The sequence below is a fragment of the Micromonospora sp. NPDC049175 genome (assembly GCF_043197345.1).
Taxonomy (GTDB): domain Bacteria; phylum Actinomycetota; class Actinomycetes; order Mycobacteriales; family Micromonosporaceae; genus Micromonospora.
Map to the genome: position 1 here is coordinate 989132 of NZ_JBICSY010000001.1, position 23510 is coordinate 1012641.

The 23510-nt window shown below is 72.2% G+C and carries 21 protein-coding genes; 9 read left to right on the top strand and 12 right to left on the bottom strand.

Annotation, left to right across the window (positions count from 1 at the left end):
- Positions 1–2: 2 nt before the first annotated feature.
- Entirely contained in the window at positions 3–518 is a 516-nt protein-coding gene (locus ACGFH8_RS04090) for a MarR family winged helix-turn-helix transcriptional regulator (RefSeq protein ID WP_393364492.1), read from the bottom strand.
- 123 nt (positions 519–641) lie between these two features.
- Here ACGFH8_RS04090 and ACGFH8_RS04095 point away from each other — a divergent pair, with 123 nt between their 5' ends.
- A complete protein-coding gene (locus ACGFH8_RS04095) occupies positions 642–2768 on the top strand; it encodes an MMPL family transporter (protein WP_393363048.1) in 2127 nt (708 codons plus the stop codon).
- A 49-nt stretch (positions 2769–2817) separates the two neighbouring features.
- On the opposite strand, the gene ACGFH8_RS04100 is transcribed toward ACGFH8_RS04095, so the two are convergent.
- Entirely contained in the window at positions 2818–3699 is an 882-nt protein-coding gene (locus ACGFH8_RS04100) for a transglycosylase SLT domain-containing protein (RefSeq protein WP_393363051.1), read from the bottom strand.
- A gap of 33 nt (positions 3700–3732) precedes the next feature.
- Positions 3733–5151: a DedA family protein gene (locus tag ACGFH8_RS04105; protein ID WP_393363054.1), complete on the bottom strand. Its 1419-nt coding sequence runs from the start codon at positions 5149–5151 to the stop codon at positions 3733–3735.
- Between the two features lie 133 nt (positions 5152–5284).
- On the opposite strand from ACGFH8_RS04105, the gene typA reads away from it, so the two are divergent.
- On the top strand, positions 5285–7153 hold the full coding sequence (gene typA, locus ACGFH8_RS04110; RefSeq protein WP_393363057.1) for a translational GTPase TypA: 1869 nt from the start codon (positions 5285–5287) through the stop codon (positions 7151–7153).
- Positions 7154–7265: 112 nt separating this feature from the next.
- Entirely contained in the window at positions 7266–8117 is an 852-nt protein-coding gene (locus tag ACGFH8_RS04115) for a serine hydrolase (RefSeq protein ID WP_393363060.1), read from the top strand.
- Positions 8118–8222: 105 nt separating this feature from the next.
- Here ACGFH8_RS04115 and tnpA read toward each other — a convergent pair whose 3' ends face one another.
- A complete protein-coding gene (gene tnpA, locus ACGFH8_RS04120) occupies positions 8223–8495 on the bottom strand; it encodes an IS200/IS605 family transposase (RefSeq protein WP_393363063.1) in 273 nt (90 codons plus the stop codon).
- Between the two features lie 56 nt (positions 8496–8551).
- Between tnpA and ACGFH8_RS04125 the strand changes: the two genes are divergently transcribed.
- The gene (locus ACGFH8_RS04125) at positions 8552–9754 is read left to right on the top strand and encodes an RNA-guided endonuclease InsQ/TnpB family protein (protein ID WP_393363066.1); all 1203 of its coding nucleotides are present in this window, start codon (positions 8552–8554) and stop codon (positions 9752–9754) included.
- Positions 9755–9831: 77 nt separating this feature from the next.
- Complete coding sequence (locus ACGFH8_RS04130) at positions 9832–10209, top strand: lysoplasmalogenase family protein (RefSeq protein ID WP_393364495.1); 378 nt, start codon at positions 9832–9834, stop codon at positions 10207–10209.
- Here the strand turns inward: ACGFH8_RS04130 and ACGFH8_RS04135 are convergent.
- Positions 10178–10975, bottom strand: coding sequence for a tyrosine-protein phosphatase (locus ACGFH8_RS04135; protein ID WP_393363068.1), 798 nt, complete (start codon positions 10973–10975; stop codon positions 10178–10180). The two genes, ACGFH8_RS04130 and ACGFH8_RS04135, sit on opposite strands and share 32 nt — an antisense overlap.
- Before the next feature lie 44 nt (positions 10976–11019).
- Between ACGFH8_RS04135 and ACGFH8_RS04140 the strand changes: the two genes are divergently transcribed.
- Together ACGFH8_RS04140 and ACGFH8_RS04145 are read left to right on the top strand one after the other, a co-directional pair.
- Entirely contained in the window at positions 11020–12117 is a 1098-nt protein-coding gene (locus tag ACGFH8_RS04140) for a mandelate racemase/muconate lactonizing enzyme family protein (protein WP_393363072.1), read from the top strand.
- A gap of 58 nt (positions 12118–12175) precedes the next feature.
- Complete coding sequence (locus tag ACGFH8_RS04145; protein ID WP_393363075.1) at positions 12176–13096, top strand: NlpC/P60 family protein; 921 nt, start codon at positions 12176–12178, stop codon at positions 13094–13096.
- A gap of 169 nt (positions 13097–13265) precedes the next feature.
- Here ACGFH8_RS04145 and ACGFH8_RS04150 read toward each other — a convergent pair whose 3' ends face one another.
- From ACGFH8_RS04150 to pnuC, 3 genes are all read right to left on the bottom strand, one after another.
- Positions 13266–14264 (bottom strand): TerC family protein, encoded by a 999-nt coding sequence (locus ACGFH8_RS04150; protein ID WP_393363078.1) that lies wholly within the window; start codon positions 14262–14264, stop codon positions 13266–13268.
- A 316-nt stretch (positions 14265–14580) separates the two neighbouring features.
- Positions 14581–15648 carry an AAA family ATPase gene (locus tag ACGFH8_RS04155; protein ID WP_393363080.1) on the bottom strand — a complete coding sequence of 356 codons (1068 nt, stop codon included), beginning with the start codon at positions 15646–15648 and terminating at the stop codon, positions 14581–14583.
- Positions 15645–16301, bottom strand: coding sequence for a nicotinamide riboside transporter PnuC (gene pnuC / locus ACGFH8_RS04160; RefSeq protein ID WP_393363083.1), 657 nt, complete (start codon positions 16299–16301; stop codon positions 15645–15647). The genes ACGFH8_RS04155 and pnuC overlap by 4 nt, the downstream gene beginning before the upstream one ends.
- 93 nt (positions 16302–16394) lie before the next feature.
- On the opposite strand from pnuC, the gene ACGFH8_RS04165 reads away from it, so the two are divergent.
- Positions 16395–16688, top strand: a complete 294-nt coding sequence (locus tag ACGFH8_RS04165; protein ID WP_393363085.1) for an antibiotic biosynthesis monooxygenase family protein — start codon at positions 16395–16397, stop codon at positions 16686–16688.
- 102 nt (positions 16689–16790) lie between these two features.
- Here the strand turns inward: ACGFH8_RS04165 and ACGFH8_RS04170 are convergent, their stop codons facing one another.
- The 4 genes from ACGFH8_RS04170 to uvrB form a co-directional block, all read right to left on the bottom strand.
- A complete protein-coding gene (locus ACGFH8_RS04170; protein ID WP_393363088.1) occupies positions 16791–17648 on the bottom strand; it encodes a helix-turn-helix domain-containing protein in 858 nt (285 codons plus the stop codon).
- A 192-nt stretch (positions 17649–17840) separates the two neighbouring features.
- Positions 17841–18209 carry a VOC family protein gene (locus ACGFH8_RS04175; RefSeq protein ID WP_393363091.1) on the bottom strand — a complete coding sequence of 123 codons (369 nt, stop codon included), beginning with the start codon at positions 18207–18209 and terminating at the stop codon, positions 17841–17843.
- Between the two features lie 111 nt (positions 18210–18320).
- Entirely contained in the window at positions 18321–19256 is a 936-nt protein-coding gene (locus tag ACGFH8_RS04180; RefSeq protein WP_393363094.1) for a helix-turn-helix domain-containing protein, read from the bottom strand.
- A 74-nt stretch (positions 19257–19330) separates the two neighbouring features.
- Positions 19331–21439, bottom strand: coding sequence for an excinuclease ABC subunit UvrB (gene uvrB, locus ACGFH8_RS04185; protein WP_393363097.1), 2109 nt, complete (start codon positions 21437–21439; stop codon positions 19331–19333).
- 300 nt (positions 21440–21739) lie between these two features.
- On the opposite strand from uvrB, the gene ACGFH8_RS04190 reads away from it, so the two are divergent.
- Positions 21740–23506 (top strand): hypothetical protein, encoded by a 1767-nt coding sequence (locus ACGFH8_RS04190; RefSeq protein ID WP_393363100.1) that lies wholly within the window; start codon positions 21740–21742, stop codon positions 23504–23506.
- The last annotated feature ends 4 nt before the right edge of the window (positions 23507–23510 follow it).

Genomic DNA, 23510 nt, shown 5'->3' on the forward strand with positions numbered 1-23510 from the left:
GCTCAGCCCGTCGGCGGGCGGGGCGACCCGGGCCGGGCGGCGCGCACCGCGTCCCGGTGCCCCCGCAGCGACTCGCTCATCTGCGCCATGAACCGGTGCACCACCTCCAGCTCGCCGTCGTCGAAGCGGGCCATCACCGTGTCGGTACGCGCGCCCAGCGGCTGGAAGAACTGCATGGCCAGGGCCGCTCCCTGGTCGGCGAAGTGCAGCAGCACCTTGCGCCGGTCGACGGTGTCCCGGTCCCGGCGGATGTGACCGGCCCGCTCCAGCCTGTCGATCAGGGCGGTGACCGAGCCGGAGGAGAGATTGAGCTGCTCACCGAGGCGGCCGGGGGTGATCGGGTCACCGAGCAGTTCGGCGTCCATCACCGCGATCAGGGCCTGGAGGTCGGTCGGGTTGAGGCCGTGCAGGTTGGCGAAGGCGTGGCCGACCTGCTGGGCGTCCACCGCGTACCGCCGGAGGTTGTTGGTGATCTCCGCGACCAGCTGCTCGCGGCGCGTGTCGCGCCGCCGGTACATGCCGTGAGTCGCCACCTCGCGCCGCTCTTCCCGTCGTCGGTCTCCCGGGTTGCAGCATAGAACAGCCCTCGATAATCTCGGCTATCAAGATACTCGGCTGCCGAAGGACTTTGGGGTCATCTGATGTCTGTGTTCACCGGGGTCGCGCGCGGCCGGCTGGCCGCCTGGCTCACCGTGGCCGCGGCGATCGTCGTCGGCGCGGTCGTCTTCGGAACGCCCCAACCGGACAACCCGGCCCCGGTCTCCGCCACCGGCCTGTCGGTGCGGTGGCAGTCGACACAGGTGGAACGCCTCCAGGAGCAGTTGCCGTCCAGCGAGGTCCAGCCGGCCATCGTGGTGGTGAGTCGAGGCGACGGCGGGGCGCTGAGCGAGGCCGACCGGGCCGCCGTCACCGCCCGCGCCGGCGACCTGGGCCGCTTCGCGGTGGGTGGACGGGTCAGTCCCCCGCAGCTCTCCCCGGACGGGGCGGTCGCGCTCGTCGCCGTGCCAGTGGACACCAGCGGTGGTCAGGACGAGGTCACCGGCACTGTCGACGAGCTACGCGCCGCGCTGGGCGACCTGCCCGGCGAGCTGAACGCCGAGGTGACCGGCGCACCGGCCTTCACCGCCGACCTGTCCTCGGTGTTCGACGGGGCCGACGTCACCCTGCTCGCGGTGACCGCCGCCGTGGTGGCGCTGCTGTTGCTGATCACCTACCGCAGCCCGTTCCTGTGGATCGTGCCACTCGTCGTGGTCGCCGCCACCGAACAGCTCACCCTGCGCGCGGTCGACGCCATCGTGCCGGCCGTCGGCATCAACCTCCAGCAGGGCCAGGTCACCGGCATCGCCAGCGTGCTCGTCTTCGGCGCCGCCACCGACTACGCGCTGCTGCTCATCGCCCGCTACCGCGAGGAACTGCGGCGCGAGCAGGACCGGTACGCGGCGATGCGCGCCGCGTTGCGCCGTACCGCCGAGCCCATCCTCGCCAGCGGCGGCACCGTGGTGCTCGGTGTCCTCACCCTGCTGCTCAGCGAGCAGGAGACGAACCGGGCCCTCGCCGTGGCCTGCGCCACGGGTGTGGTCTTCGCCATGCTCTCGGCGCTGTTCGTGCTCCCCGCCGTGCTGGTGCTCCTCGGCCGCGGCCTGTTCTGGCCGTTCGTGCCCCGCGTCGGTGGCCCGGCCCGGGAGGGACGGCTCTGGGGCCGGCTCGGCACCGCCGTGCAACGCCGCCCGGTGGTGGTCGCGGTGCTGGCCACCCTGCTGCTCGGCGGTCTGGCGCTGGGTGGGCTCGGGATCCGCACCGGCCTGTCCGAGACCGAACAGTTCCGGGCCGAGCCCGAGGCGGTGACCGGGGCGCAGACCCTGGCCCGCGCGTTCCCCGCCGGCAGCACCCAGCCGGTGGCGGTGCTCACCAACCCGGCGGCGGCGCGGGCCGTCACCGAGGCCGCCACCGCCGTGCCCGGGGTCGCCTCGGCACGCCCCGGCGACGCCGGTGACGCCGTCGCCCAGGTCGACGTCGTCCTGGACGCCGAACCCGGGACCACCGCCTCGGACCGCGCCATCGAGGCCCTGCGCGAGGCGGTCGCCGCCGTCCCCGATTCCGCTCCGCCCGCCGCGGCCGGCGCCGACACGCCATCCGGGGCGATCGTCGGTGGCTCCGTGGCCGCCACCTACGACTCCGACGAGGCCAACGACCGCGACCTGCGACTGATCCTGCCGATCATCCTGTTGCTCGTCGGCGCCGTGCTCGTGCTGCTGCTGCGCGGCCTGCTCGCTCCGCTGCTGCTGGTGCTCACCGTGATCGCGTCGTTCTTCGCCAGCCTCGGCGCGGCGTGGCTGCTCTTCGACCACGTGCTGGGCTTTCCCGCGCTGGACAGCGGTGTGCTGCTGCTCGCGTTCGTGTTCCTGGTGGCGCTCGGGGTGGACTACAACATCTTCCTGGTCACCCGGGCCCGGGAGGACGCGCGCGGCGCGGGCACCCGCGACGGGATGCTCTCCGCCCTGCGGGTCACCGGCGGGGTGATCACCAGCGCCGGAGTGCTGCTCGCCGCGGTCTTCGCCGTCCTCGGCGTGCTGCCGCTGATCACGCTGACCCAGATCGGCATCATCGTCTGCATCGGCGTGCTGCTGGACACCCTGCTGGTGCGCACCGTCCTCGTGCCGGCGCTGGCGTTCCTGCTCGGAGACCGCTTCTGGTGGCCCGGCCGGATCACCCCGGACCAGCCGGCCGACAGCCCGGCGTCGCCGGAGCCGGTCGCCGCCCGCGACTGACCGGCACGCGCCCGGGGCCATGGCGACACCGGCACGGCCCCGCCCGCGATCAGTAACCCAGGCAGACGCACTCGGTCATCAGCGCCCGCACGTTGCGCACGTACGACGGGTTGGGGATGGCCAGGGGCTGGCCCTCCTGCGCCACCGCGCCGTGTCCGGCGTTGTACGCGGCGATGACCGCGTTGAGCAGGCAGGAATTCAGCTCGGCCCCACACAGCGCCGGGTCGAGGCGGAAGTCCGACCCGAAGTACATGTCACCGATGTACTTCGTGGCCCAGGCCAGGTAGGTGGCCCCGAGGAAGGCGTTGTCCCGGTAGTCGTCGATCTGGTAGCTCTGCTCGAAGCGCTGGTTCATCCAGGTCGCGGTGTTCGGCATCACCTGCAGCAACCCCACGCCGCCGTCGCAGGCGTAGATGTTGGACTGCCAGCCGCTCTCCTGCCACGCGGTGGCCTTGAGCAGGCCGAGTGGGATCTTGATGTCCGGCGCGGAGACCGGCCAGTAGGAACGGGCAGCCGCGTCCGTCAACGCCGCCTTCGCCTCGGCCTGGGCTGCTTGAGTGCCCCGGTAGGTCGGCTTGCAGGAGCTCGGCACCGGCTTCGGCGGGGCCGGCGGGACCAGGGTCTCGGTGGGCGGTTTCGCCACCGCGAGCGGCTTCGGGGCCGTACGGGTCGGCTTCTTCTTCGGCTTCACGGTCGGGGACGGGGAGGCGCGACGGCTCGGCGCCGCACCCATCGACTCCACGGCGCTCACCGACGGGCTCGGCGCCTCGGTGACCTCCTCGGAGGAGGGATTCGCCGGCATGTCCGAGAACGCGACCGGGGCGTTCTGGTCCGGCGGGCTCTTCCCCTCGCCTGCGCACCCGGCCAGCACACCCGACACCAGCAGCCCGACGAGCACCGCAGCGCTCAGCCGATTGGTCAGTCGAACCATCGTGGTGCCTCCCCGTGTGACAGTCGTCGCACCCTAACAAGGTTCCACCGGCCGCCGGTGCCCCTGCGGCGGCGTCACCGCCTGGTCGTCCGGCTGCTCGAGATCACCCACGGCCCGGTCCCGGGTGGCCCAGGCGACCATGAACACCACGGTCCAGAGCACCCCGAGCAGCACCGCCGCGGCGGCCCCGCTCGCCGAGTCCAGGCCGAGGTAGAGCCGTGCGCCGCCGATCCCGAGCATCCCCGCGGCGGCGGTCGTCCACGCGGCCACCGCCACCGGCCAGCGGGCGCTGCGCGACACCAGCCAGGCCAGGGTGCAGAAACTCGCCGCGACCACGGCGTTCTGGGTCGAGAGCGCGGCCACCTCGCCGCCGCCCGGCGCGGTGCTGTGCGCGCCTGTCACCTCGGCGGCCACCGCCAACACCACGAGCGGCACGAACGCGCCCACCGTGCCGACCACGCTGAGCAGGTCCGCCCGCCAGGGTCGGTTGCGCCACGCCAGCACCGCCGCCACCAACCCCACCAGGGCGATCAACACCGACCCTCGTACCACCGACACCACGACCATCGTGGCTTCGGCGGCGTCCGGGGTACGCCGGGCGGCGAACCACCCCGCGATGGCGTCGTCGAGCGCGGCCAGCCCACTGTTGCGGATCACCAGGGCGAGCAGCCCGGCGATGGCGAGCCCGGCGGCGAAGAGCAGCAGGAGCCCGGCGGCCAGATTGAGCAGCAGCGTCCAGGCCGGTCCGATCCGCATGGCCACCAGGAAGAACAGCACCCCGTAGCGGGCGGTGAGCCACCGCACCGGGGGCAGCGCGCCGGCCCGGGACAGCAGCGCGCGGACCGGGTCGGGATTGCGACCCAGCCACCGGCCGACGAGCACGACGCCCAGCAGGCCGGCCAGCAGCAGCCCCGCCACGCCGGTGGCCCGGCCGAGCAGCCGGGAGACCGTGTCGTACGACTCACCGGCGAGGTGACCGAGCAGGACCGAGCCGCCCACCCAGGTCGCCACCCCGGCCAGGTTCCACGGTGCGAACCGCCGGTACGGCATGCCGGCCGCACCGGCCAACCGGGGCACCAGGGTGCGGGCGAAAGCCACCCAACGGGCCGCGAACACACCCCGCCCACCGAGCCGGGCGAGCATGGCATCGGCCCTGGCCCACCGCCGGGGACCGACCCGGTGACCCAGCCCGGCGCGCAGCCGGGGCCCGTAGCGCCGGCCGGCGCGGAAGGCCAGCCCGTCACCGAGAACCGCCGCGACGATCATCGCGAGCAACGCCGGTCCGAGCCGCAAGGTACCGTTGTAGGTGAGGAAGCCAACGAGCAGCAGGGTAGCCTCACCCGGCACGAGCAGGCCGAAGATCACCGCGGTCTCGCCCGCCACGATCAGCGCGGCGACCAGGTAGATCCAGAGGGCGGGCAGACTCTGCACCCAGGTCAGCAGGTCGTGCACTCAGGCCCCCGGAACACGGGAGTCAGCATGCCAGCCGGGGTAACCAGCCGGACAGCAGTTTCACCATAGATCAGGGGCACCTGGGGGTGACCCCGACGCGGCCTGCGCGAGCGCAGGCGGAAGGATAGAGGGTATGCAGCTTCGCACCGACCTCCGCAACGTCGCCATCATCGCTCACGTCGACCACGGCAAGACCACGCTTGTCGACGCCATGTTGCGGCAGGCCGGGGCGTACGGCGCCCGGGGCGAGAACACCGAGCGGGTGATGGACTCCGGTGACCTGGAGCGGGAAAAGGGCATCACGATCCTGGCCAAGAACACCGGCGTGCGGTACCTGCCGGCGGACGGCTCCGACCCGGTCACCATCAACATCATCGACACCCCCGGCCACGCCGACTTCGGTGGTGAGGTGGAGCGCGGCCTGACCATGGTCGACGGCGTGGTGCTGCTCGTCGACGCCAGCGAGGGCCCGCTGCCGCAGACCCGCTTCGTGCTGCGCAAGGCGCTGCGGGCCCGGATGCCGATCATCCTGGTGATCAACAAGGTGGACCGCCCCGACGCCCGGATCAAGGAGGTCGTGGACGACACCTACGAGCTCTTCCTCGACCTGGACGCCGACGAGGAGCAGATCGACTTCCCGATCGTCTACGCCTGCGCCCGCGACGGCATCGCCTCGCTGACCCAGCCCGCCGACGGTTCGGTGCCGGACGACAGCACCTCCCTGGAGCCGCTGTTCCGCACCCTGCTGGACACCATCCCCGCCCCCGCGTACGAGGACGGCGCGCCGCTGCAGGCGCACGTGACGAACCTCGACGCCTCGCCGTTCCTCGGCCGGCTGGCGCTGTGCCGGGTCCGACAGGGCACGATCAACAAGGGTCAGACGGTGGCCTGGTGCCGCACCGACGGCAGCACCCAGCGGGTCCGCATCTCCGAGATGCTGATGACCGAGGGCCTGGAGCGCAAGCCGGCCGACACGGCCGGACCGGGCGACATCATCGCCGTCGCCGGCATCCCCGAGATCATGATCGGTGAGACGCTCGCCGACGTCGAGAACCCGGTCGCGTTGCCGCTGATCACCGTCGACGAGCCGGCGATCTCGATGACCATCGGCACCAACACCTCGCCGCTCGTCGGCCGGCTCAAGGGCTCCAAGGTCACCGCGCGGATGGTCAAGGACCGGCTCGACAAGGAGCTGATCGGCAACGTGTCCCTGCGGGTCCTGCCCACCGAGCGGCCGGACGCCTGGGAGGTGCAGGGCCGCGGCGAGCTGGCGTTGGCCATCCTGGTCGAGCAGATGCGCCGGGAGAGCTACGAGCTGACCGTCGGCAAGCCGCAGGTGGTCACCCGGGTAATCGACGGCAAGACCTGTGAGCCGGTCGAGCGGCTGACCATCGACGCCCCGGAGGAATACCTGGGCGCCATCACCCAGCTCCTCGCGACCCGTAAGGGTCGGATGGAGCAGCTGGTCAACCACGGCACCGGCTGGATCCGGATGGAGTGGCTGGTCCCGGCGCGCGGCCTGATCGGCTTCCGCACCGAGTTCCTCACCGACACCCGGGGCACCGGCATCCTGCACCACGTCTTCGAGTCGTACGAGCCGTGGTTCGGCGAGCTGCGTACCCGCAACAACGGTTCGCTCGTCGCCGACCGGGCCGGCGCGGTCACCGCCTTCGCGATGACCAACCTGCAGGAGCGCGGTCAGCTCTTCGTCGAGCCCACCACCGAGGTGTACGAGGGCATGATCGTCGGGGAGAACTCCCGCTCCGACGACATGGACGTCAACATCACCAAGGAGAAGAAGCTCACCAACATGCGGCAGTCGACCTCCGACGAGACCGAGAAGCTGGTCCCGCCGCGCAAGCTCACCCTCGAGCAGGCCCTGGAGTTCTGCCGCGAGGACGAGTGCGTCGAGGTCACCCCTGCCACGGTGCGCATCCGCAAGGTGGTGCTCGACCAGCAGCTGCGGGGCCGGGCCACCGCCCGCCGCAAGCACGCCGGCTGACCCACCAGCACCCGACACCGGGCGCGTCGGCCGCTTGCGGCCGACGCGCCCGTCGTCTTTCCCCCGACGGGTACGCGAGCCCACCCTCGCTTGATCCGCTACGGTCACCGGCATGACCTGGGATGATCTCGACGCCCACCTGGACCAGGTGCCCGGCACCGTCTCCGCGTACGTGGGGCGGCTCGACGCGCCGCCGACCTGGACCCGCCACCCGGACGCCGGCCACTACGCCGCGAGCACCATGAAGGTGGCGGTGCTCGCCGCCCTGCACCGGGCCGCCGAGGCGGGCACGCTGGACCTGGACGCCCCGGTCCCCGTGGTCAACGAGTTCGACTCCGCGCAGTCCGGCGCGCCCCGCTTCTCCTGCGCGCAGCCCTACGACAACGACGACGCCGTCTGGGACCGGCTGGGTGGCACGGCGTCGCTGCGCTGGCTGGCCGAGCGGATGATCGTGCGGTCCAGCAACCTGGCCACCAACCTGGTCATCGGACACGTCGGGTTGCCCGCCGTCGCCGAGGTGTGGGCGCTGGCCGGTGCCCGCGGCAGCGGCACGGGCCGGGGCATCGAGGACTTCGCCGCCCGCGCGGCTGGCATCACCAACACGGTCACCGCCGCCGACCTGGCCGCCCTGCTCGGCGCGCTGGCCACCGGGGCCGGCGCCCCGGGCCGGCTCGCCTCGCCGGCGGCCTGCTCGGCCATGCTGGACGTCCTGCTCGCGCAGGAACACCGGGAGGACCTGGCCGCCGGCCTGCCCGAGGGCACCCGCATCGCGCACAAGAGCGGTTGGGTACGCGGTGTGCGCCACGGGGTCGGCGTGGTGCTGCCCGCCGACGCCCCGCCGTACCTGATCGCCGTCTGCACCACCACCGACCCGGCCGGGGGCGACGACCAGGTCGAGGACGACGCCTGCCTGCTGCTCGCGGACATCTCGGCGCAGGTCTGGGCCGCCCGCCACCAGCTCTGACCCGACAGTCTCGGCGGCGAGGACAGCGCCACCGACTGCGGCTACCGAAATGCGGGCTGGTGCACCGCCCTTCAGGGCGGTGGTGAGAGCCCGCGCGGGAGGCCGTCAAGGCCCGAGCGTGCCCTGGGCCGGACGGTTCTGTTGCTCGATGTACTGCCGCAGGACGCTCAGGGATGCCCCGCCGAGGGAGCCGGCGAAGTACGACGCCGACCACAGGTGGTTGGCGCGGTAGTAGTGGCGGGCGAGGTCAGGGAACTCTTGGCGCGGCCGCCGGCTGGACACACCCTTGAGAGAGTTGACCAGCTTCGCCAGGGCGAGCTTGGGTCGGAATTTCACCAGCAGATGGACGTGGTTCTCCTCGCCGTTGAACTCGACCAACTCGGTCTAGAAGTGGGCGCACACCGTCCGCATGATGTCCTAGGTAGGCTCGATCCGTGCAGCTTCGGTACAACTACCGGCTCTACCCGGATGCCGTCCAGCGCGAGGCGCTGGCGAAGGCGTTCGGGTGCGCGCGGGTGGTGTTCAACGACGGGCTGCGCGTGCGACAGGAAGCACACGAGGCTGGCCTGCCGTACCCGACGGACGCCGAGCTGTCCAAGCGGGTTACCGCGGCCAAGTTGACCCCACAGCGGGCGTGGCTGGGTGAGGTGTCGTCGGTGGTGTTGCAGCAGGCCCTCGCTGACCTGAACAAGGCCTACCGCACCTTCTTCGCCTCGCTCTCGGGCAAGCGCAAGGGTCGTAAGGTCGCTCCTCCCCGGTTCCGGTCCCGTAAGGACAGCCGGCAGGCGGTCCGGTTCACCGCCAACGCCCGGTTCAGGGTCCTCGACAACGGTCGACTGCGGTTGCCGAAGATCGGCGACCTGGAAGTCCGTTGGTCGCGGGAGTTGCCGGCTGCCCCGACGTCGGTGACGGTGGTCCGAGACGCCGTCGGTCGGTACTTCGCCTCGTTCGTGGTGCAGACCGTCGACCAGCCGTTGCCCGAGCTGAACTCGGAGGTCGGCATCGACCTGGGGTTGACGCACTTCGCAGTGATGTCCGACGGGACGAAGGTGACCGCGCCAAAGTTCCTGCGCCGGGCAGCCCGCAAGCTGCGCCGATTGCAGCAGGGCTTGTCCCGCAAGCAGCGGGGCAGCAAGAACCGCAAGAAGGCCGTCCGGAAGGTCGCCCGCGCGCACGCGAAGGTGGCCGACACCCGGCGGGACTGGCAGCACAAGCTTTCGACGCAGATCATCCGCGACAACCAAGCGGTGTTCGTCGAGGACCTGTGCGTGACCGGTCTGGCCCGGACACGGTTGGCGAAGTCGGTGCACGACGCTGGGTGGTCGCAGTTCGCGGCCATGCTGGAGTACAAGGCCGCCCGGCGCGGGCGCACCTTCGTCCGGGTAGATCGGTTCTTCCCGTCGACGCGCATGTGCTCGGACTGCGGCCGGATCAACGACAAGATGGCGCTCAATGTCCGGACGTGGGGCTGCCCATGCGGCAGCCTGCACGACCGAGACGTGAACGCCGCCAAGAACATCAGGGCCGCCGGACGGGCGGACCTCAACGACCGTCGAGCGCAGATAAGACCGGCACCCGTGCCGGCACCGCGCAGAGAAGCGGTTACCCACCGGGAGCTTGCCCCTCCGGGGGTGTAACAGACCGGAATCTCCGCCCTTCAGGACGGAGAGGACGTCAACTGGCGGCCTTCACTCGGCACGGTGCCGCGACCGCGCTGCGCCGCACGCCGCTGGTCGCGGTTCCCCTGGGGTACGCGACGCTGACCGTCGTCGCCCTCACCTGGATGTGGACGGGGCTGATCGACGTCGGGCTGGCCGTACCGGTGGCCGCCTACGCGGTAGCGCTGGCCGCCATGGCGAGCACCGCCGCCACCCAGGGCTGGCGGGTCGGCCTCGGCGCCGCGCTCTTCCTCGGCTCCGACCTGTTGATCGCCGCCGGGGTGGCCGGGGTGGCCCAGCCACCCGGCGCGCCGGTGCTGGTCATGGCGACCTACGCCGCCGGCCAGGCGCTGATCGTCACCGGCCGCGCCGCCCGCACCGGCACACCCACCGGCGCGCCGGTCACTCCAACAGGTGCGCCCGCAACGCGCTGAGGGTTTCGTCGGTCAACCCCAACCCGTCGCGCAGGTACGCGTCGAACGAGCCGTGCACCCGGCGCACCTCGTCGTAGCCGGCGTCGAGGTACTCGGCGCGGACCTCCAACACCGGCAGCACCGCGTCGACGTCCAGCTCGGGATTCCGCCGACGCATCGCCTCGACGATCACCGCCCGCAGGCTCTCGGTGAGCTCGTTGTTGCGCAGGTAGTCGGCGCGGACCGCCGCCTCGTCCACCCCGAGCGCCGTCAACAGGATGACGGTCAGCCACCCGGTGCGGTCCTTGCCGGCGGAGCAGTGGTAGACCATCGGCAGGTTCTCCGGCCGCGTGGCCAGCCGTACCGCCTCGGCGAAGCCGACCCGAGCCGACTCCCCGGTGACGAACCACCGGTAGATGGCCGCCATCGCCCCCGCCGTGCCCTGTCGGGCCAACTCCGCGTACGCGTCCAGGTCGTGGCCCAGCAGCACCGCCGAGACGTACGTGAAGACCGGGTGCTCCGGGTCGTGCACCGGAAGGCACACCAGCCGCGGCTCGCCGGCCAGCCGATCCGCCGGGGCGACCGCGATCTCCGCGGGGGCGCGCAGATCCAGCACGCACGCCGGCCCCAGCTTCGCCAGCACCGGCAGGTCCTCGTCGGTCAGCCGACCCAGCGCCGGAGTCCGGATCAGCTGTCCCACCCGGACCCGCCGGCCGCCGGCGCCGACCAGCCCACCCAACTCACGCGCGTTCGGTGCGCCCACCAGCTCCCAACTCTGCCCGGTCATCCGGTCCCCCATCCTGCCGCGTGCCTGCGTATAGGGTGCCTCACATGACGATCTCGGAGGTACGCACCCACCGGGTTTCTGCCCCCTTACACACCCCGTTCGTCACCGCGCTGCGCCGTACCACCACAGTGGACACGCTCGTCGTCGAACTCGTCGACACCGACGGTCGGTCCGGCTTCGGCGAGGCGCCCCAGGTCTGGCAGGTCACCGGTGCGTCGGTCGCCGGCGCGCGGGCGTGCGTAGGCGAACTGCTCGGTCCGCGGTTGATCGGTCGTGACCCGGACGACCTGGTGACCCGGTGCGCCGACGTGCAGCGCGCGGTGGCGGGCAACGAGGCGGCGAAGGCGGCGGTGGACGTCGCCCTGCACGACCTCGCCGCCCGACGGCTGGGCGTACCCCTGGTGCGGTTGCTCGGGGGCACCTCGCTGCGGGTCCCGACGGACGTCACCCTGGCGGCGGGCGACGCGGTGGACCTGGCGGCGGCGGCGCGGCAGCGGCAGGCCGACGGGTTCGGCGTGCTCAAGGTGAAGGTCGGCACCGACGCGAGCACCGACCTGGACCGGGTACGCGCCGTCCGCGCGGCCGTCGGCCCCGGGGTTCGGATCCGGCTGGACGCCAACCAGGGCTGGTCGCCCCGGGAGGCGGTCCGGGTGATTCGTGGCATCGAGGACGCCGGGCTCGACGTGGAGTTGGTCGAGCAGCCGGTGCCCCGCTGGGACCTGGACGGGCTGGCTTGGGTCAGCGACCGGGTGTCCGTGCCGATCCTGGCCGACGAGGCGGTCTTCGGGGTCCGCGACCTGGTGGAGGTGATCCGCCGTCGGGCCGCCGACCTGGTCAACGTCAAGCTGGCCAAGTGTGGCGGGCTGCACCCGGCGCGTACCCTCCTCGACCTGGCCTCCGCCCACGGGCTCGGCACGGTTGTCGGTTCGATGATGGAGAGTCAGGTCGGCATCGGGGCGGCGGCGAGCCTGGTCGCCGCGTACGGCACCACAGCGGTCAGCGACCTGGACGCCGCCTGGTGGCTGGCCTGGTCGCCGGTGCAGGGCGGGATACGGTACGACGGGGCTACCGTGGTGCTGCCGAACGCCCCCGGCCTGGGCATCTCCGGGCTGGCTGAAGCTAAGGTGCAGGCTCGCGCTTGATGAGTGTTGTTTTCTTTCATAGGGTTCCCTGGACAACCGACTCGATCTGGGGGTTGACGTGGAGCTGCAACCGGGCCGCGAGGCCGTCGTTCGCGTCGCGGTGGCAACACTGTGGACCTCGCCCGAGGCGGTCCGTCCGGTCGATCGCCCGGCGCTGACCGCCGGCGCCGACATCCTGGCCTGGGTCTCCGGTCTCAGCACCGAGCAGCAGGTCGGCGACTGTGTGCTGAGCCAACTCCTGCTCGGCGAGCGGGTCCTCGTCAGCGAGCTACGACCGGACGGCTGGGCCCGCGTCGTCGCCGTCGAGCAGCCGGCCGCCAAGCTGGACCCGCGCGGCTACCCGGGCTGGCTCCCCGCCGACCAACTGGCCGCGGTCGACCCGGTCACCCGCACCGACGCCCAGGTGGTGGTGGACGCCACGGTCACCGCGCTGCACGCCGCCCCGGGCGGGCCTGTGGTGTTGCCCGGCGTCGTCGTCGGCACCCGCCTGGTGCCGACCGGCCCCGCCCGCGACGACTGGCGGCCGGTGCACGCCCCGGGGCAGGCCGCGCCGCTCTGGCTGCCCGACAGCCACCTGGTCCCGGCCTCGGCCGCCGCGCCGACCGCCGAGCAGGCGCTCGCGGTGGCGCAGCGGCTGCTGCACGTGGCCTACATCTGGGGCGGTCTCTCCGCGCACGGCATCGACTGCTCGGGGCTGGTGCACCTGGCCTGGCGGCGGTTCGGGGTGCTGCTCCCCCGCGACGCCGACGACCAGGCCGTCGCCACCACCCCGCTGGCGTTGGGGGCGGAGCGCCCCGGTGACCTCTACTTCTTCGCCCGACCCGGCCGCAAGATCCACCACATCGGCATCGTCACCGCCCCACCCGGGGCCGGCGGCGAGCGGCGGATGCTGCACGCCTGCTACCGGCGGCGGCGGGTCATCGAAGAGCCACTACCGGCCGATCGGACCGCCACGCTCGTCGGCGCACACCGGGTCTGACGGCGGGGGTCATCCTCGGCTGATCGGCGCGCACCGGGGTCGGACCGCCAGGGCATCCGCCGCTGGTCAACGCGCACCGGGGTCGGACCGCCAGGACATCCGCCGCTAGTCGGCGCGCGCACCGGGTGGGGACCGGCCGGGCGCATCGGGGCGCCCGGCCGGTCTCCGGTCAGCGACGGGCGTCGGCCAGCTCGCGGCGCCGGTCCCGGGAGGACTTGATCAGGCTGGCGGCGGTGGCGATGCCCAGGGTGCCGAGGATGACAAGCAGCGACAGCCAGATCGGGATGTGCGGTGCCCAGCCGACGTGCTCGCCACCGTTGATGAACGGCAGTTGGTTGTCGGCCAACGCCTCCAGCACCAGCTTGACGCCGATGAAGCCGAGCACGACGGCCAGGCCGTAGCTCAGGTAGATCAGGCGGTCGAGCAGGCCACCGAGCAGGAAGTAGAGCTGACGAAGGCCCATCAGCGCGAAGACGTTCGCGGTGAAGACCAGGTACGGCTCCTGGGTGATGCCGAAGATCGCCGGGATCGAGTCCAGTGCGAAGATCAGGTCGGTGGTGCCGATCGCGATCATCACGATCAGCATCGGGGTGAACAGCCGCTTGCCGGTCGAGTGGGTGGTGAGCTTCGCGCCGTCGTACTCCTTGGAGATCGGCAACGCCTTGCGGCTCCACCTGATCAGCACGTTCTCGGAGAACTCGTCCTCGTCCGGCTCGCCCTGCCGGGCCAGGTTGACAGCGGTGTAGATCAGGAACGCGCCGAAGATGTAGAAGACCCAGGAGAACTGCGAGATCAGCGCCGCACCGGCGGCGATGAACCCACCGCGCATCACCAGGGCCAGCACTATGCCGACGAGCAGCACCTTCTGCTGGTACTGCCGGGGCACCCCGAAGCGGGCCATGATGATCACGAAGACGAAGAGGTTGTCCACCGAGAGGCTGTACTCGGTGAGCCAGCCGGTGTAGAACTGCCCGGCCGGGCTGGCACCAGCGGTCAGCCAGACACCCGCCCCGAACAGCAGGGCGAGCCCGACGTAGAAGGCGACCCAGAGGCTCGACTCCCGCACACTCGGCTCGTGCGGGCGCCGGCCAATGATCAACAGGTCAACGAGCAGGACCGCGGTCAGTACGACAAGCGTCCCCGCCCACACTAATCCGGACACGTCCAACGTTCTTTCCTCCGGCAGACACGCGGCGTCGGGCACACCGTACGCCCCCGCTCGGGCCGGTGTGCCGCTGTCGCTCACTCTGGTGACTGTCGGAGGTCTCTTCCGCCGCCGCCCGCGAACGGAAACGGCGACCTACGGAGCCGGGTCGGGTCGCCGTGGTTCCGACGATCGACCGTGCTGACGACTCCGTCGCGAAGGAATACTCCCCTCCTCGGTGACCATTGTTGCCCACCACGCCCCGTGATCACACCCCGGGCACCCGGTGTCGCTGAACACCACTGGTCCCGGGAATCCCGCCGCACACCCGCCAGGTGTCCTAGGAGGCTAGTATCGGATCGCTGAGCGACCAGCCGGCGGCCAGCAGGTCGTCGCACGCGCGCACCGCCCGGGCCAGTCGCTCGGCGTGCGTACCGACCAACTCCACCACCGGCACCCCGCACCCGGCCAACTCGCTCCGGAACCGCTCGGTCATCCAGGCCCGCAGGTGCTCGCCGTCGCGCAGCCCGTCGTCGGTGAAGGGCACGTCCCGGTGATCCGTCAGCAGGTACAGCGCAGGCCTCCGGGCCGCCGCCCGCACCTCCGGCGACGTGCTGCCCAGGTAACGCTCCTCCCACACCGCCGTGGCCCGCGCATCGGTGTCGCAGATGAGCAGCGGACCGCCGACCCGGGCCGCCGCGTCCTCGGCCGCCTGCTGCTCGCGGACCACCGCGCGAAAGTCGTCGGTGTCCCAGGTGACGTCGAAGACGGTCGCCCCCGGAACGCGCTCCCGCAACCGGGCCAGCTTGTCAGCGGTCAACTCCCGGCCGTACTCCGGCACCCAACGCGTGCCGTAGTGCGCCGCCAGCGCCGCGGCCATCGTGGTGGTGCCTGTCGACTCCGCGCCGACCACCACCACCCGCCGAGCGAACCAGGCGCGCACCGGCGGGCTCAAGAACCGCCAGTGACCCGCCGGATCCGCGCGGACGGCGGTGCCGGAGACCGGCACGGTTCGCCGATCCGGATCCACCGACACTCCTACGGCGTCGAAGCGGCGAGCCAACTCCGCCCCGTACGCCTCGGACGAGACGACCACGTCCACCTTCCGGGGACCGACCGCGTCGCGGAACACCGCACAGTGCGCGTCCCAGACGGCCGGGTCGTCGTAGTCGACCGGGTGATCGTCGTACCTGCCGACGAAGCGCACCCACGGGGTGTCCCCGTGCACCTCACGCAACCAGTCGAGCCGCAGCGCGAGCGGGATGGACTCCCGGCGCGAGGGCGCGACGACGACGGTGACCTCGGCGCAGCGGGCCGCGGCGGCCGCGATCAGCGCGTGGTGCCCGGCGTGCGGCGGGTAGAACTTGCCCACCACCAACCCGTGCCCGAACTCTGCGTCGGCGTTCACGCGCTCACCGGCGCCGGGCCGGGCGGAACCGGGGTCGGCCTGTCGACCCGACGCAGGTCCGCCCGCCAGGCCCGCAACCCGAGCACGCACAGCCCAAGGAAGACCAGGTAGAGCACGGCGGTCAGGTGCAGTCCCTTGTACGCGTACAACGGGATGTAGATCAGGTCGGCGGCGATCCAGAGCCACCAGCTCTCCACCCGCTTGCGGGTCTGTCCGTAGGTGGCCAGCAGGGACAGCGCCGTGGTCACCGCGTCCGGCAGCGGCACGGTCGAGTCGGTGGCCCGGTCCAGCAGAGCCCACAGCCCGCCGGTGAGCAGCACCCCGACGATCGCCAACAGCAGCCACTCTCGGCGCCCGGTCCGGCTCACCGTGAGCCGGCTCCGCCGTTCGCCACCGAACAACCAGTGCCACCAGCCATAGCAGCCGAGCGCGACGTAGACCACCTGGAGCCCCGCGTCGGCGTACAGCCCCGCGGTCCAGAACAACAGCATGAGCAGCACCACGTTGGCGATGCCGACCGGCCAGTTGGCGATCCTCTGTCGGGCCACCAGCCACACGTTGAGCACACCTGTCGCGAACCCCAGCAGCTCCGCCCAGGTGGTGGCCGTGCCGGCCACCTCGAATGCGGTACCGGTGAGCCAGTCGATGATCACGACCCCACCCTAGGGGCCCCCGAGGGGCGTCGCCGACACCGGAACGGACCCCGCGACACCGCCCGACCGGCCCACCGTGAGAGGCTTTCCGACATGGTGCTTGAGGTCGCGCTGATCGACGTACTGCCCGGACACGAGGACGCGTTCGCCGCCGCGTACGCCGAGGGTCACCCGGTTCTCGCCGGGGCGACCGGCTGCCGGTCCGTCCGGATGACCCGGGGAATCGAGTCGCCGACGCGCTTCGTGCTGCTCGTCGAATGGGACTCGGTCGAGGCGCACGAGAACAACTTCCGGGCCACCGAGCGGTTCGCGCAGTGGCGGGCGTTGATCGGGCCACACTTCGCCGGGCCGCCCCTGGTCGAGCACTTCCTCGACGTGCCGGCCTGAGTCTGCTGTCGTACCCCGCGGTTATCGTGCCCTGCGCACGCGCCGACCACCGGTCCCGACGGGCTCGGGGGCGCCGGGCCCGGTGGCCGCGCGGCGTGGTTCCTACTCGCCGACGCGGCGCGCCAGCAGGGTGACCGTCTCCTCCGGTGACAGCGCGGCGGCCAGCAACGCCTCGGTCATCCGCTGGTAGCGGTCGACGTCGAGCACGGTGGCCAACCGCACGTCGGTGGTCAACGTCTCCAGCATCACCGTCCGCGGGTCCGCCGGGTCGGGAAAGGCATAGCAGGAGTACGGGGTGAGCGGGTGCAGCCCGCCACCGGCCACCCCGCGGGGCAGCAGCCGCACCGTGACATGGGACAGCCCGGTCACGGCGACCAGATGCCGTACCTGTGCGCGCCAGACCTCGTCCGGCAGGTCGCCCGGGTCGCAGGCGGCCTCGGCGAGCACCGCCGTGTAGCGCGGCGGATAGGCCCGCCGCAATACCTCCTGCCGCAGCGCACGGGCACGCACCTCGGACTCCACATCGAGCTCCGGCGTGAACCGCGCGCCGGCCTCCACGAACACCCGGGTGTACGCGGGCGTCTGGAGCAGCCCCGGCACGACCGCCGGCTGGTACTCGACGATGTCGGCGGCGCCCGCCTCCAACTCGGCGTACGTGCGCTGGCGTTCGCTCATCTCGCCGAGCGTCTTCCACCAGCCGCGGCTGGTCGCCGCGTCCCGGGCGATCACGATCAGCGCGTCCCGGACGGGCGAGGGCACCTTGTAGACGTCCAGCAGATCGAGCACGTCCGCGAGATCGGGACGGCTCTGGCCCAGCTCGATGCGGGACAGCTTCGACGTCGAGGCCCAGCCCAGCCGGTCGCAGACCTGCTCGAGGGTCAGCGCCTCGCGCCGACGCAGTTGGCGCAACTCAGCGCCGAGACGTGCACGTCGAATGACAGGACTTGTTGGCAGCGGCATCCCGGCCTCCCCAACGAGGGAGCGTACGCAGGACGATCACCCAGTGCAATAGCTCGCTCGCTCACCGCAATCAGGTCATTCGGCGCGGCCGGCGGTCTGGACCGACCGTTCCGGTGTGGGCGGCCTGCCCGGCGGGCCGCTCCACGAGGCCCACGACCGCAGGACCGACCCGGCTCACGGCCGGCCCGGGGCTCAGGGCCGGTAGGTGCCGAAGGCCCAGACGTTGCCGGCCAGGTCGCGGGCCGCGTAGTCACGGGAGCCGTAGTCGGTGTCGAACGGCTCCTGGGTGATCTCGGCCCCGGCCGCACGGGCCTGGGCACAGTGGGCGTCGACGTCCGGCACGGCCACGTACACCGACCAGTGGTCGTGAGCCGGACTGGGCGTCGCGTCGGCCCGAGCGCCCAACATGATCATGCCGCCGTCGAGGACGAGTTCGGCGTGCGCGACACTGCCGTCCGGTGCGTCGTGCACGGCGTGCACCTGGAAACCGAAGGCGGAGCAGAGCCAGTCGATCGCGGCGCGGGGATCGGGGTAACGGAAGACGGGATAGACGGTTCGCATGACCACAGTGTGCGGCCGCCAGCCCGAAACCGGATTGGACGAATGTGACCTCGGCGGGTCGTTCGGGAACCGGGCGGTGCGTCAGCCGGCCAGGGTCGACCGGGCGGTGCGTCAGCCGGCCAGGGTCGACCGGGCGGCGAGCAGCGCGGTCGGGGTCGCCCCCGCGAACTGGTGAAAGTCCCGGATCAGGTGCGACTGGTCGTAGTAGCCGCAGCGCGCCGCCACCGCGGCCCAGTCCACGGCGTGCGCCCTGCCGGATGAGGTCGCGGACGGTCCCGGGCCGGACGGGTCCGCGTCGGCCGCGGACGGGCCGGCGTCGCTCGGCGGTCTGGCGCCCGGGGCGAGCACGGCGTGCGACCCCACGTCGCTCAGCGTCGTGCACGCGTGCTGGAAGCGCAGCAACCGCGCGACCATCTTGGGTGGCAGCCCGATCTCCTGCCGGAACCGGGATGCGAGGTGCCGCCGGCTCCAGCCCAGCTCGTCGGCGAGTACACCGACACCCTCCTGGCCACCGCTGGCCACCAGCCACCGCCACGCCCAGTCGAGCTGGGCGTCCACCGGCGGCGACGCCGCCAGGCGGCCGGTGAGCACCCGGTCGAGCAGGGCGAAGCGCTCCGGCCAGGTTGCCGCGTCGGCGAGTTGGCCCCGCAGCCGATCCAGCCAACGGCCCGGGAGCTGCCCGACACCCACGGCACGATTTGTCAGCTCGCTCAGCGGCAGACCGAGGAGCCTGCGGGCGGTCAGTGGAGCGAGCAGCAGCTCGACGCCCTCCCCCACACCCATCGTGCGCGTGGTGCACCAGCCGTCGAAGGTGCCGGCCACGAACGAGTCGACCCCGCTGGCGCCGCGCTCCGCGCTGCGCGGGTCGGTCACCTCCAGCGGGGCGCCCCAGCCCAGGATCAGCACCACGAAGACGCCCGCCGGCTCCCGGCGGACCAGTGGGAGGTCCGCCCGTTCCCGATAGCCGACGTACCTGTCGACGAACGGGCGCAGGCTGATCTCGGGCAGCCCGAGGATCATCTCCCCGACCGGTGCCACAGCGGTCATCCTCGCCCCACCCTTCGCCCGCCCGGGTCGGCCGCCCCCTCGGCGGGGCGCCGGTCACGCCCCGCCGATTGTCGTCACTTCACGCCGGCGGCGTCCATGCCGCGCAGCTCCTTCTTCAGGTCGGAGACCTCGTCACGGATCCGGGCCGCCAGCTCGAACTGCAGCTCGCGGGCGGCGGCCAGCATCTGGTCGCTGAGCTCCTGGATGAGCTGGGCGAGGTCGGCGCGGGCCATCCCCTCCCGCGAGGTGGTCGTGGCGGCGCCCCGACTCCGGCTCCGGGTCTCCTTGACCGGCGCCTTGCCCCGGGAAAGCTGACGCACCGCGCCACCGACCCGGGAGTTTTCGGTGTCCTCCGCCTCGCGGTAGATGTCGTCCAGGATGTCGTGGATCTTCTTACGCAACGGCTCCGGGCTGATCCCGTGCGCCTCGTTGTGCGCGATCTGCTTGGCCCGACGCCGATCGGTCTCGTCGATCGCCGCCGCCATCGACGGTGTGATCTTGTCGGCGTACATGTGCACCTGACCGGAGACGTTACGGGCGGCTCGCCCGATGGTCTGGATCAGCGACCGGCCGCTGCGCAGGAAGCCCTCCTTGTCGGCGTCGAGGATCGCCACCAACGACACCTCGGGCAGGTCCAGGCCTTCGCGGAGCAGGTTGATGCCGACCAGCACGTCGTAGTCGCCCTTGCGCAGCTCGCGCAGCAGCTCCACCCGGCGCAGGGTGTCGACCTCCGAGTGCAGGTAGCGCACCCGGATGCCGTTTTCCAGCAGGTAGTCGGACAGGTCCTCGGCCATCTTCTTGGTCAGGGTGGTGACCAGGACCCGCTCGTCGCGGTCGGTACGCAGTTTGATCTCGTGCATCAGGTCGTCGATCTGACCCTTGGTCGGCTTGATCACGACCTCCGGGTCGACCAGACCGGTGGGCCGGATGACCTGCTCGACGAACTCGCCCTGCGCCTGCTCCATCTCCCACGTGCCCGGAGTCGCGGACAGGTAGACCATCTGGCCGACCCGCTCCAGGAACTCGTCGAAGCGCAGCGGTCGGTTGTCGGCCGCGCTGGGCAGCCGGAACCCGTGGTCGATGAGCATCCGCTTGCGGGACGCGTCGCCCTCGTACATGCCGCCGATCTGCGGGATGGTGACGTGCGACTCGTCGACCACCGTGAGGAAGTCGTCGGGGAAGTAGTCGAGCAGGGCGTGCGGCGGACTGCCGGGCAGCCGCCCGTCCATGTGCATCGAGTAGTTCTCGATGCCGGAGCAGAAGCCCACCTGCCGCATCATCTCGATGTCGTAGGTGGTGCGCATGCGCAGCCGCTGCGCCTCCAGCAGCTTGCCCTGCCGTTCCAGCTCGGCGAGGCGCTCGGCCAGCTCCACCTCGATGTCACGGATCGCCCGCTCCATCCGCTCCGGGCCGGCCGCGTAGTGCGTGGCGGGGAAGATCACCAACTGGTCGACCTCGCGGACCACGTCACCTGTCAACGGATTGAGGTAGTAGAGCTTCTCCACCTCGTCACCGAACAGCTCGATGCGGATCGCCAGCTCCTCGTACGCCGGGATGATCTCCAGCGTGTCGCCGCGGACCCGGAACGTGCCGCGCTGGAAGGCCATGTCATTGCGGGTGTATTGGATGTCGACGAGCCGGCGCAGCAACTGGTCGCGGTCGAGCTCATGCCCGACCTGCACCTTCACCGCACGATTGAGGTATTCCTCCGGGGTGCCCAGGCCGTAGATCGCCGAGACGGTCGCCACCACGATCACGTCGCGGCGGGTGAGCAGCGACATCGTCGCCGAGTGCCGCAGCCGCTCCACCTCCTCGTTGATCGAGGAGTCCTTCTCGATGTAGGTGTCGGTCTGCGGGATGTAGGCCTCGGGCTGGTAGTAGTCGTAGTACGAGACGAAGTATTCGACCGCGTTGTGCGGCAGCAGCTCGCTGAACTCCTTGGCGAGCTGCGCGCAGAGCGTCTTGTTCGGGGCGAGCACCAGGGTCGGGCGCTGCAACCGCTCGATCAACCACGCCGTGGTGGCGCTCTTGCCGGTGCCGGTCGCGCCGAGCAGCACTGTGTTGCGGTCGCCGCGCCGAACCCGACGCTCAAGGTCGTCGATGGCTGCCGGCTGGTCGCCGGCCGGCTGGAACTCACTGACGACCTGGAAGCGGCTGTCGAGCCGGGGAATGTCGAGCGCCATGCCGTCAACGGTACGCCGGAGGTCCGACAGGTTTGGCCGTCACGCCAGGTACGTGATCAGCTTCAATATTCCCATTGTGTGGCCCATGTCACCGGGACTACCCTCTCCATGTAGGCCGCTCGCGGCGGCCGACCGGGCCGGTGGCCAGGCCGTCATCACGGCCGGCTGCCCCCGGCACTGCGGTCGCAGCACCCGGCTCGTCCGGCGTGCGCACCCGTGTGGTCGCGCTCGAGGCGCAGACCGGCCGCCGCGAGCGCCCCATGCTCGTCACCCCGGCGCCTCCCCGCCCGTTTCACATCCGTGGACACCTCTGCGACCCCGCCGCCCGACACCACCACCCCCACGGCCACGCCCCGACCGGGCGGCACCGACAGGCGCAGCACCTCCGCGGCAGGCAAGCACGGCAACCCGGCCGCCGGACCGCTCGGCGCCGGTCGCCGCGGCGCCACCGCCCGGCGCTCCGGCAGGACCCCGAGGACCACCCGGCCCGACGACACCACCGACTCGACCGCCGACACCACCGACACCGCAGGTCCCGGCCCGGCCGGCCGCCGCCGGCGACGTACCGTGCTGATGGTGCTCGGTCTGACCGCTGTGACGTCCGCGACGGCGTTGGTGTTCGGGCTGTTGAGCTGGGCGCCCGACCCACCCGAGCCCGCCCGGCCGCTGACCGCCGCCGAGGGGGAGCGACTGGCCGCCCTGCGGGTCACCAACCTGCGGGATCTACGCGCCGGGGTCCGCGTCACGGCCGGCGTCGACGCGGCCCGGATCGAGCTGGTGGGCTGGGTGGACTGGTCGCGGTCCCTGCTCTACCTGGACGTGGGCGGGCCCGGCGCGGGTGCCGAACGCGGGCTGGTGCAGAGGGCCGGGTCGGTGCTGGTGATCCGGCCCGACCCGGCGGCGGTGCCCACCCCCGCCGCGCCTCCGCTGGTGCCTCCGACCGATCGGTGGCGGCTGCACCGCCTGCCGCCCGAGGCGAGCCTGGCGCCGGTGCTCGACCTGCTCCTCGGCCTCGCGGCCGACCGCCCGGACGCGGCCCCGGCCGTGTCGGGCGGCACCGCGCGCTGGATCGCCCGGGACACCGTGGCGGGCGGCCCGGTGGACGTTCTCCAGGCACCGCTACCCGCCGGGGCACCGGCCGCGAGCAGCACCCCGGCCGGCAGCACCACGGCCAGCAGCAGCCCGGCCGGAAGCACCACGGCGAGCAGCACCCCGGCGGGCAGCAGCCCGGCGCGGGTGCCGGGTTCCTCGTCGGCGGGCACCGAGCCGGACGGGCAGACCCGGTACTGGCTCGACCAGGACGCTCGGCTGCACAAGCTCGTCACCCGGTTGCCCGGCGTCGGCCCGGTCACGGTGACCCTGCACCGGGCGGACCGGCCGACCCTGCGGCCGGTGGACGCCCTCGGCGGCCGGCCGGGCCTCCCCCGCGCGCTGAGCGACGCCGAACAGCGTCGACTGGACCGGCTGCCGGTCCGGCTACGCGCCCAGGGCGGTGTGGGGGTCACGCTCACCGCGCCGACGGGCACGGACACGAACCTGCGGGGCACCGGCTGGATGAGCTGGACCACGCGTACCGCGTACCTCGCGGTTGCCGACCTGGGCGTACCGGATCGCCGGAGCCTGCTGCGGCGCGACGCCGCAGGTCTGGCCCGAGCGGACCTGCCGGCGGCGGTCGCCGGTGGCGGCACGGCGGAGGCGCCGGGGCGGCCACCGCTGCCGCCCCCGGCCGGGGCGTGGCGGGTGTCCCGATCCGCCGGCGACGACGTGGGCCTGCTCGTCGACGCCGCGCTGGCCGCCGGGTCGGTCGGGCCACGCGGCACGGCCGTGCGGGTACGCGAGGACGTCACCGCCGGACGGACCGTGGACGTCGTCGAGGTGGGTGCGGCAGCCGCGCGGCTGCGCTACTGGATCGACCGTGACGGGTCGCTGCGGCGGCTGGAGCTGCGCACCAGCGGCAACGCGTGGGCCCAGCTGGATCTCCACCCGGCCGCGGTGCCCCGACTGGCCCCGGTGCCCCGACCGGCTGCCAAACCTCGGCCCTCCCCCGTTCGGCCCGGTGCCCGTTGAGCGG

Bases quoted from the DNA above. Each gene is read 5' to 3' on its own strand.
- ACGFH8_RS04090 (WP_393364492.1), bottom strand. From the start codon at position 518: ATGTACCGGCGGCGCGACACGCGCCGCGAGCAGCTGGTCGCGGAGATC.
- ACGFH8_RS04095 (WP_393363048.1), top strand. From the start codon at position 642: ATGTCTGTGTTCACCGGGGTCGCGCGCGGCCGGCTGGCCGCCTGGCTC.
- ACGFH8_RS04100 (WP_393363051.1), bottom strand. From the start codon at position 3,699: ATGGTTCGACTGACCAATCGGCTGAGCGCTGCGGTGCTCGTCGGGCTG.
- typA (WP_393363057.1), top strand. From the start codon at position 5,285: ATGCAGCTTCGCACCGACCTCCGCAACGTCGCCATCATCGCTCACGTC.
- ACGFH8_RS04115 (WP_393363060.1), top strand. From the start codon at position 7,266: ATGACCTGGGATGATCTCGACGCCCACCTGGACCAGGTGCCCGGCACC.
- ACGFH8_RS04135 (WP_393363068.1), bottom strand. From the start codon at position 10,975: ATGACCGGGCAGAGTTGGGAGCTGGTGGGCGCACCGAACGCGCGTGAG.
- ACGFH8_RS04140 (WP_393363072.1), top strand. From the start codon at position 11,020: ATGACGATCTCGGAGGTACGCACCCACCGGGTTTCTGCCCCCTTACAC.
- ACGFH8_RS04165 (WP_393363085.1), top strand. From the start codon at position 16,395: ATGGTGCTTGAGGTCGCGCTGATCGACGTACTGCCCGGACACGAGGAC.
- ACGFH8_RS04170 (WP_393363088.1), bottom strand. From the start codon at position 17,648: ATGCCGCTGCCAACAAGTCCTGTCATTCGACGTGCACGTCTCGGCGCT.
- ACGFH8_RS04175 (WP_393363091.1), bottom strand. From the start codon at position 18,209: ATGCGAACCGTCTATCCCGTCTTCCGTTACCCCGATCCCCGCGCCGCG.
- ACGFH8_RS04180 (WP_393363094.1), bottom strand. From the start codon at position 19,256: ATGACCGCTGTGGCACCGGTCGGGGAGATGATCCTCGGGCTGCCCGAG.
- uvrB (WP_393363097.1), bottom strand. From the start codon at position 21,439: ATGGCGCTCGACATTCCCCGGCTCGACAGCCGCTTCCAGGTCGTCAGT.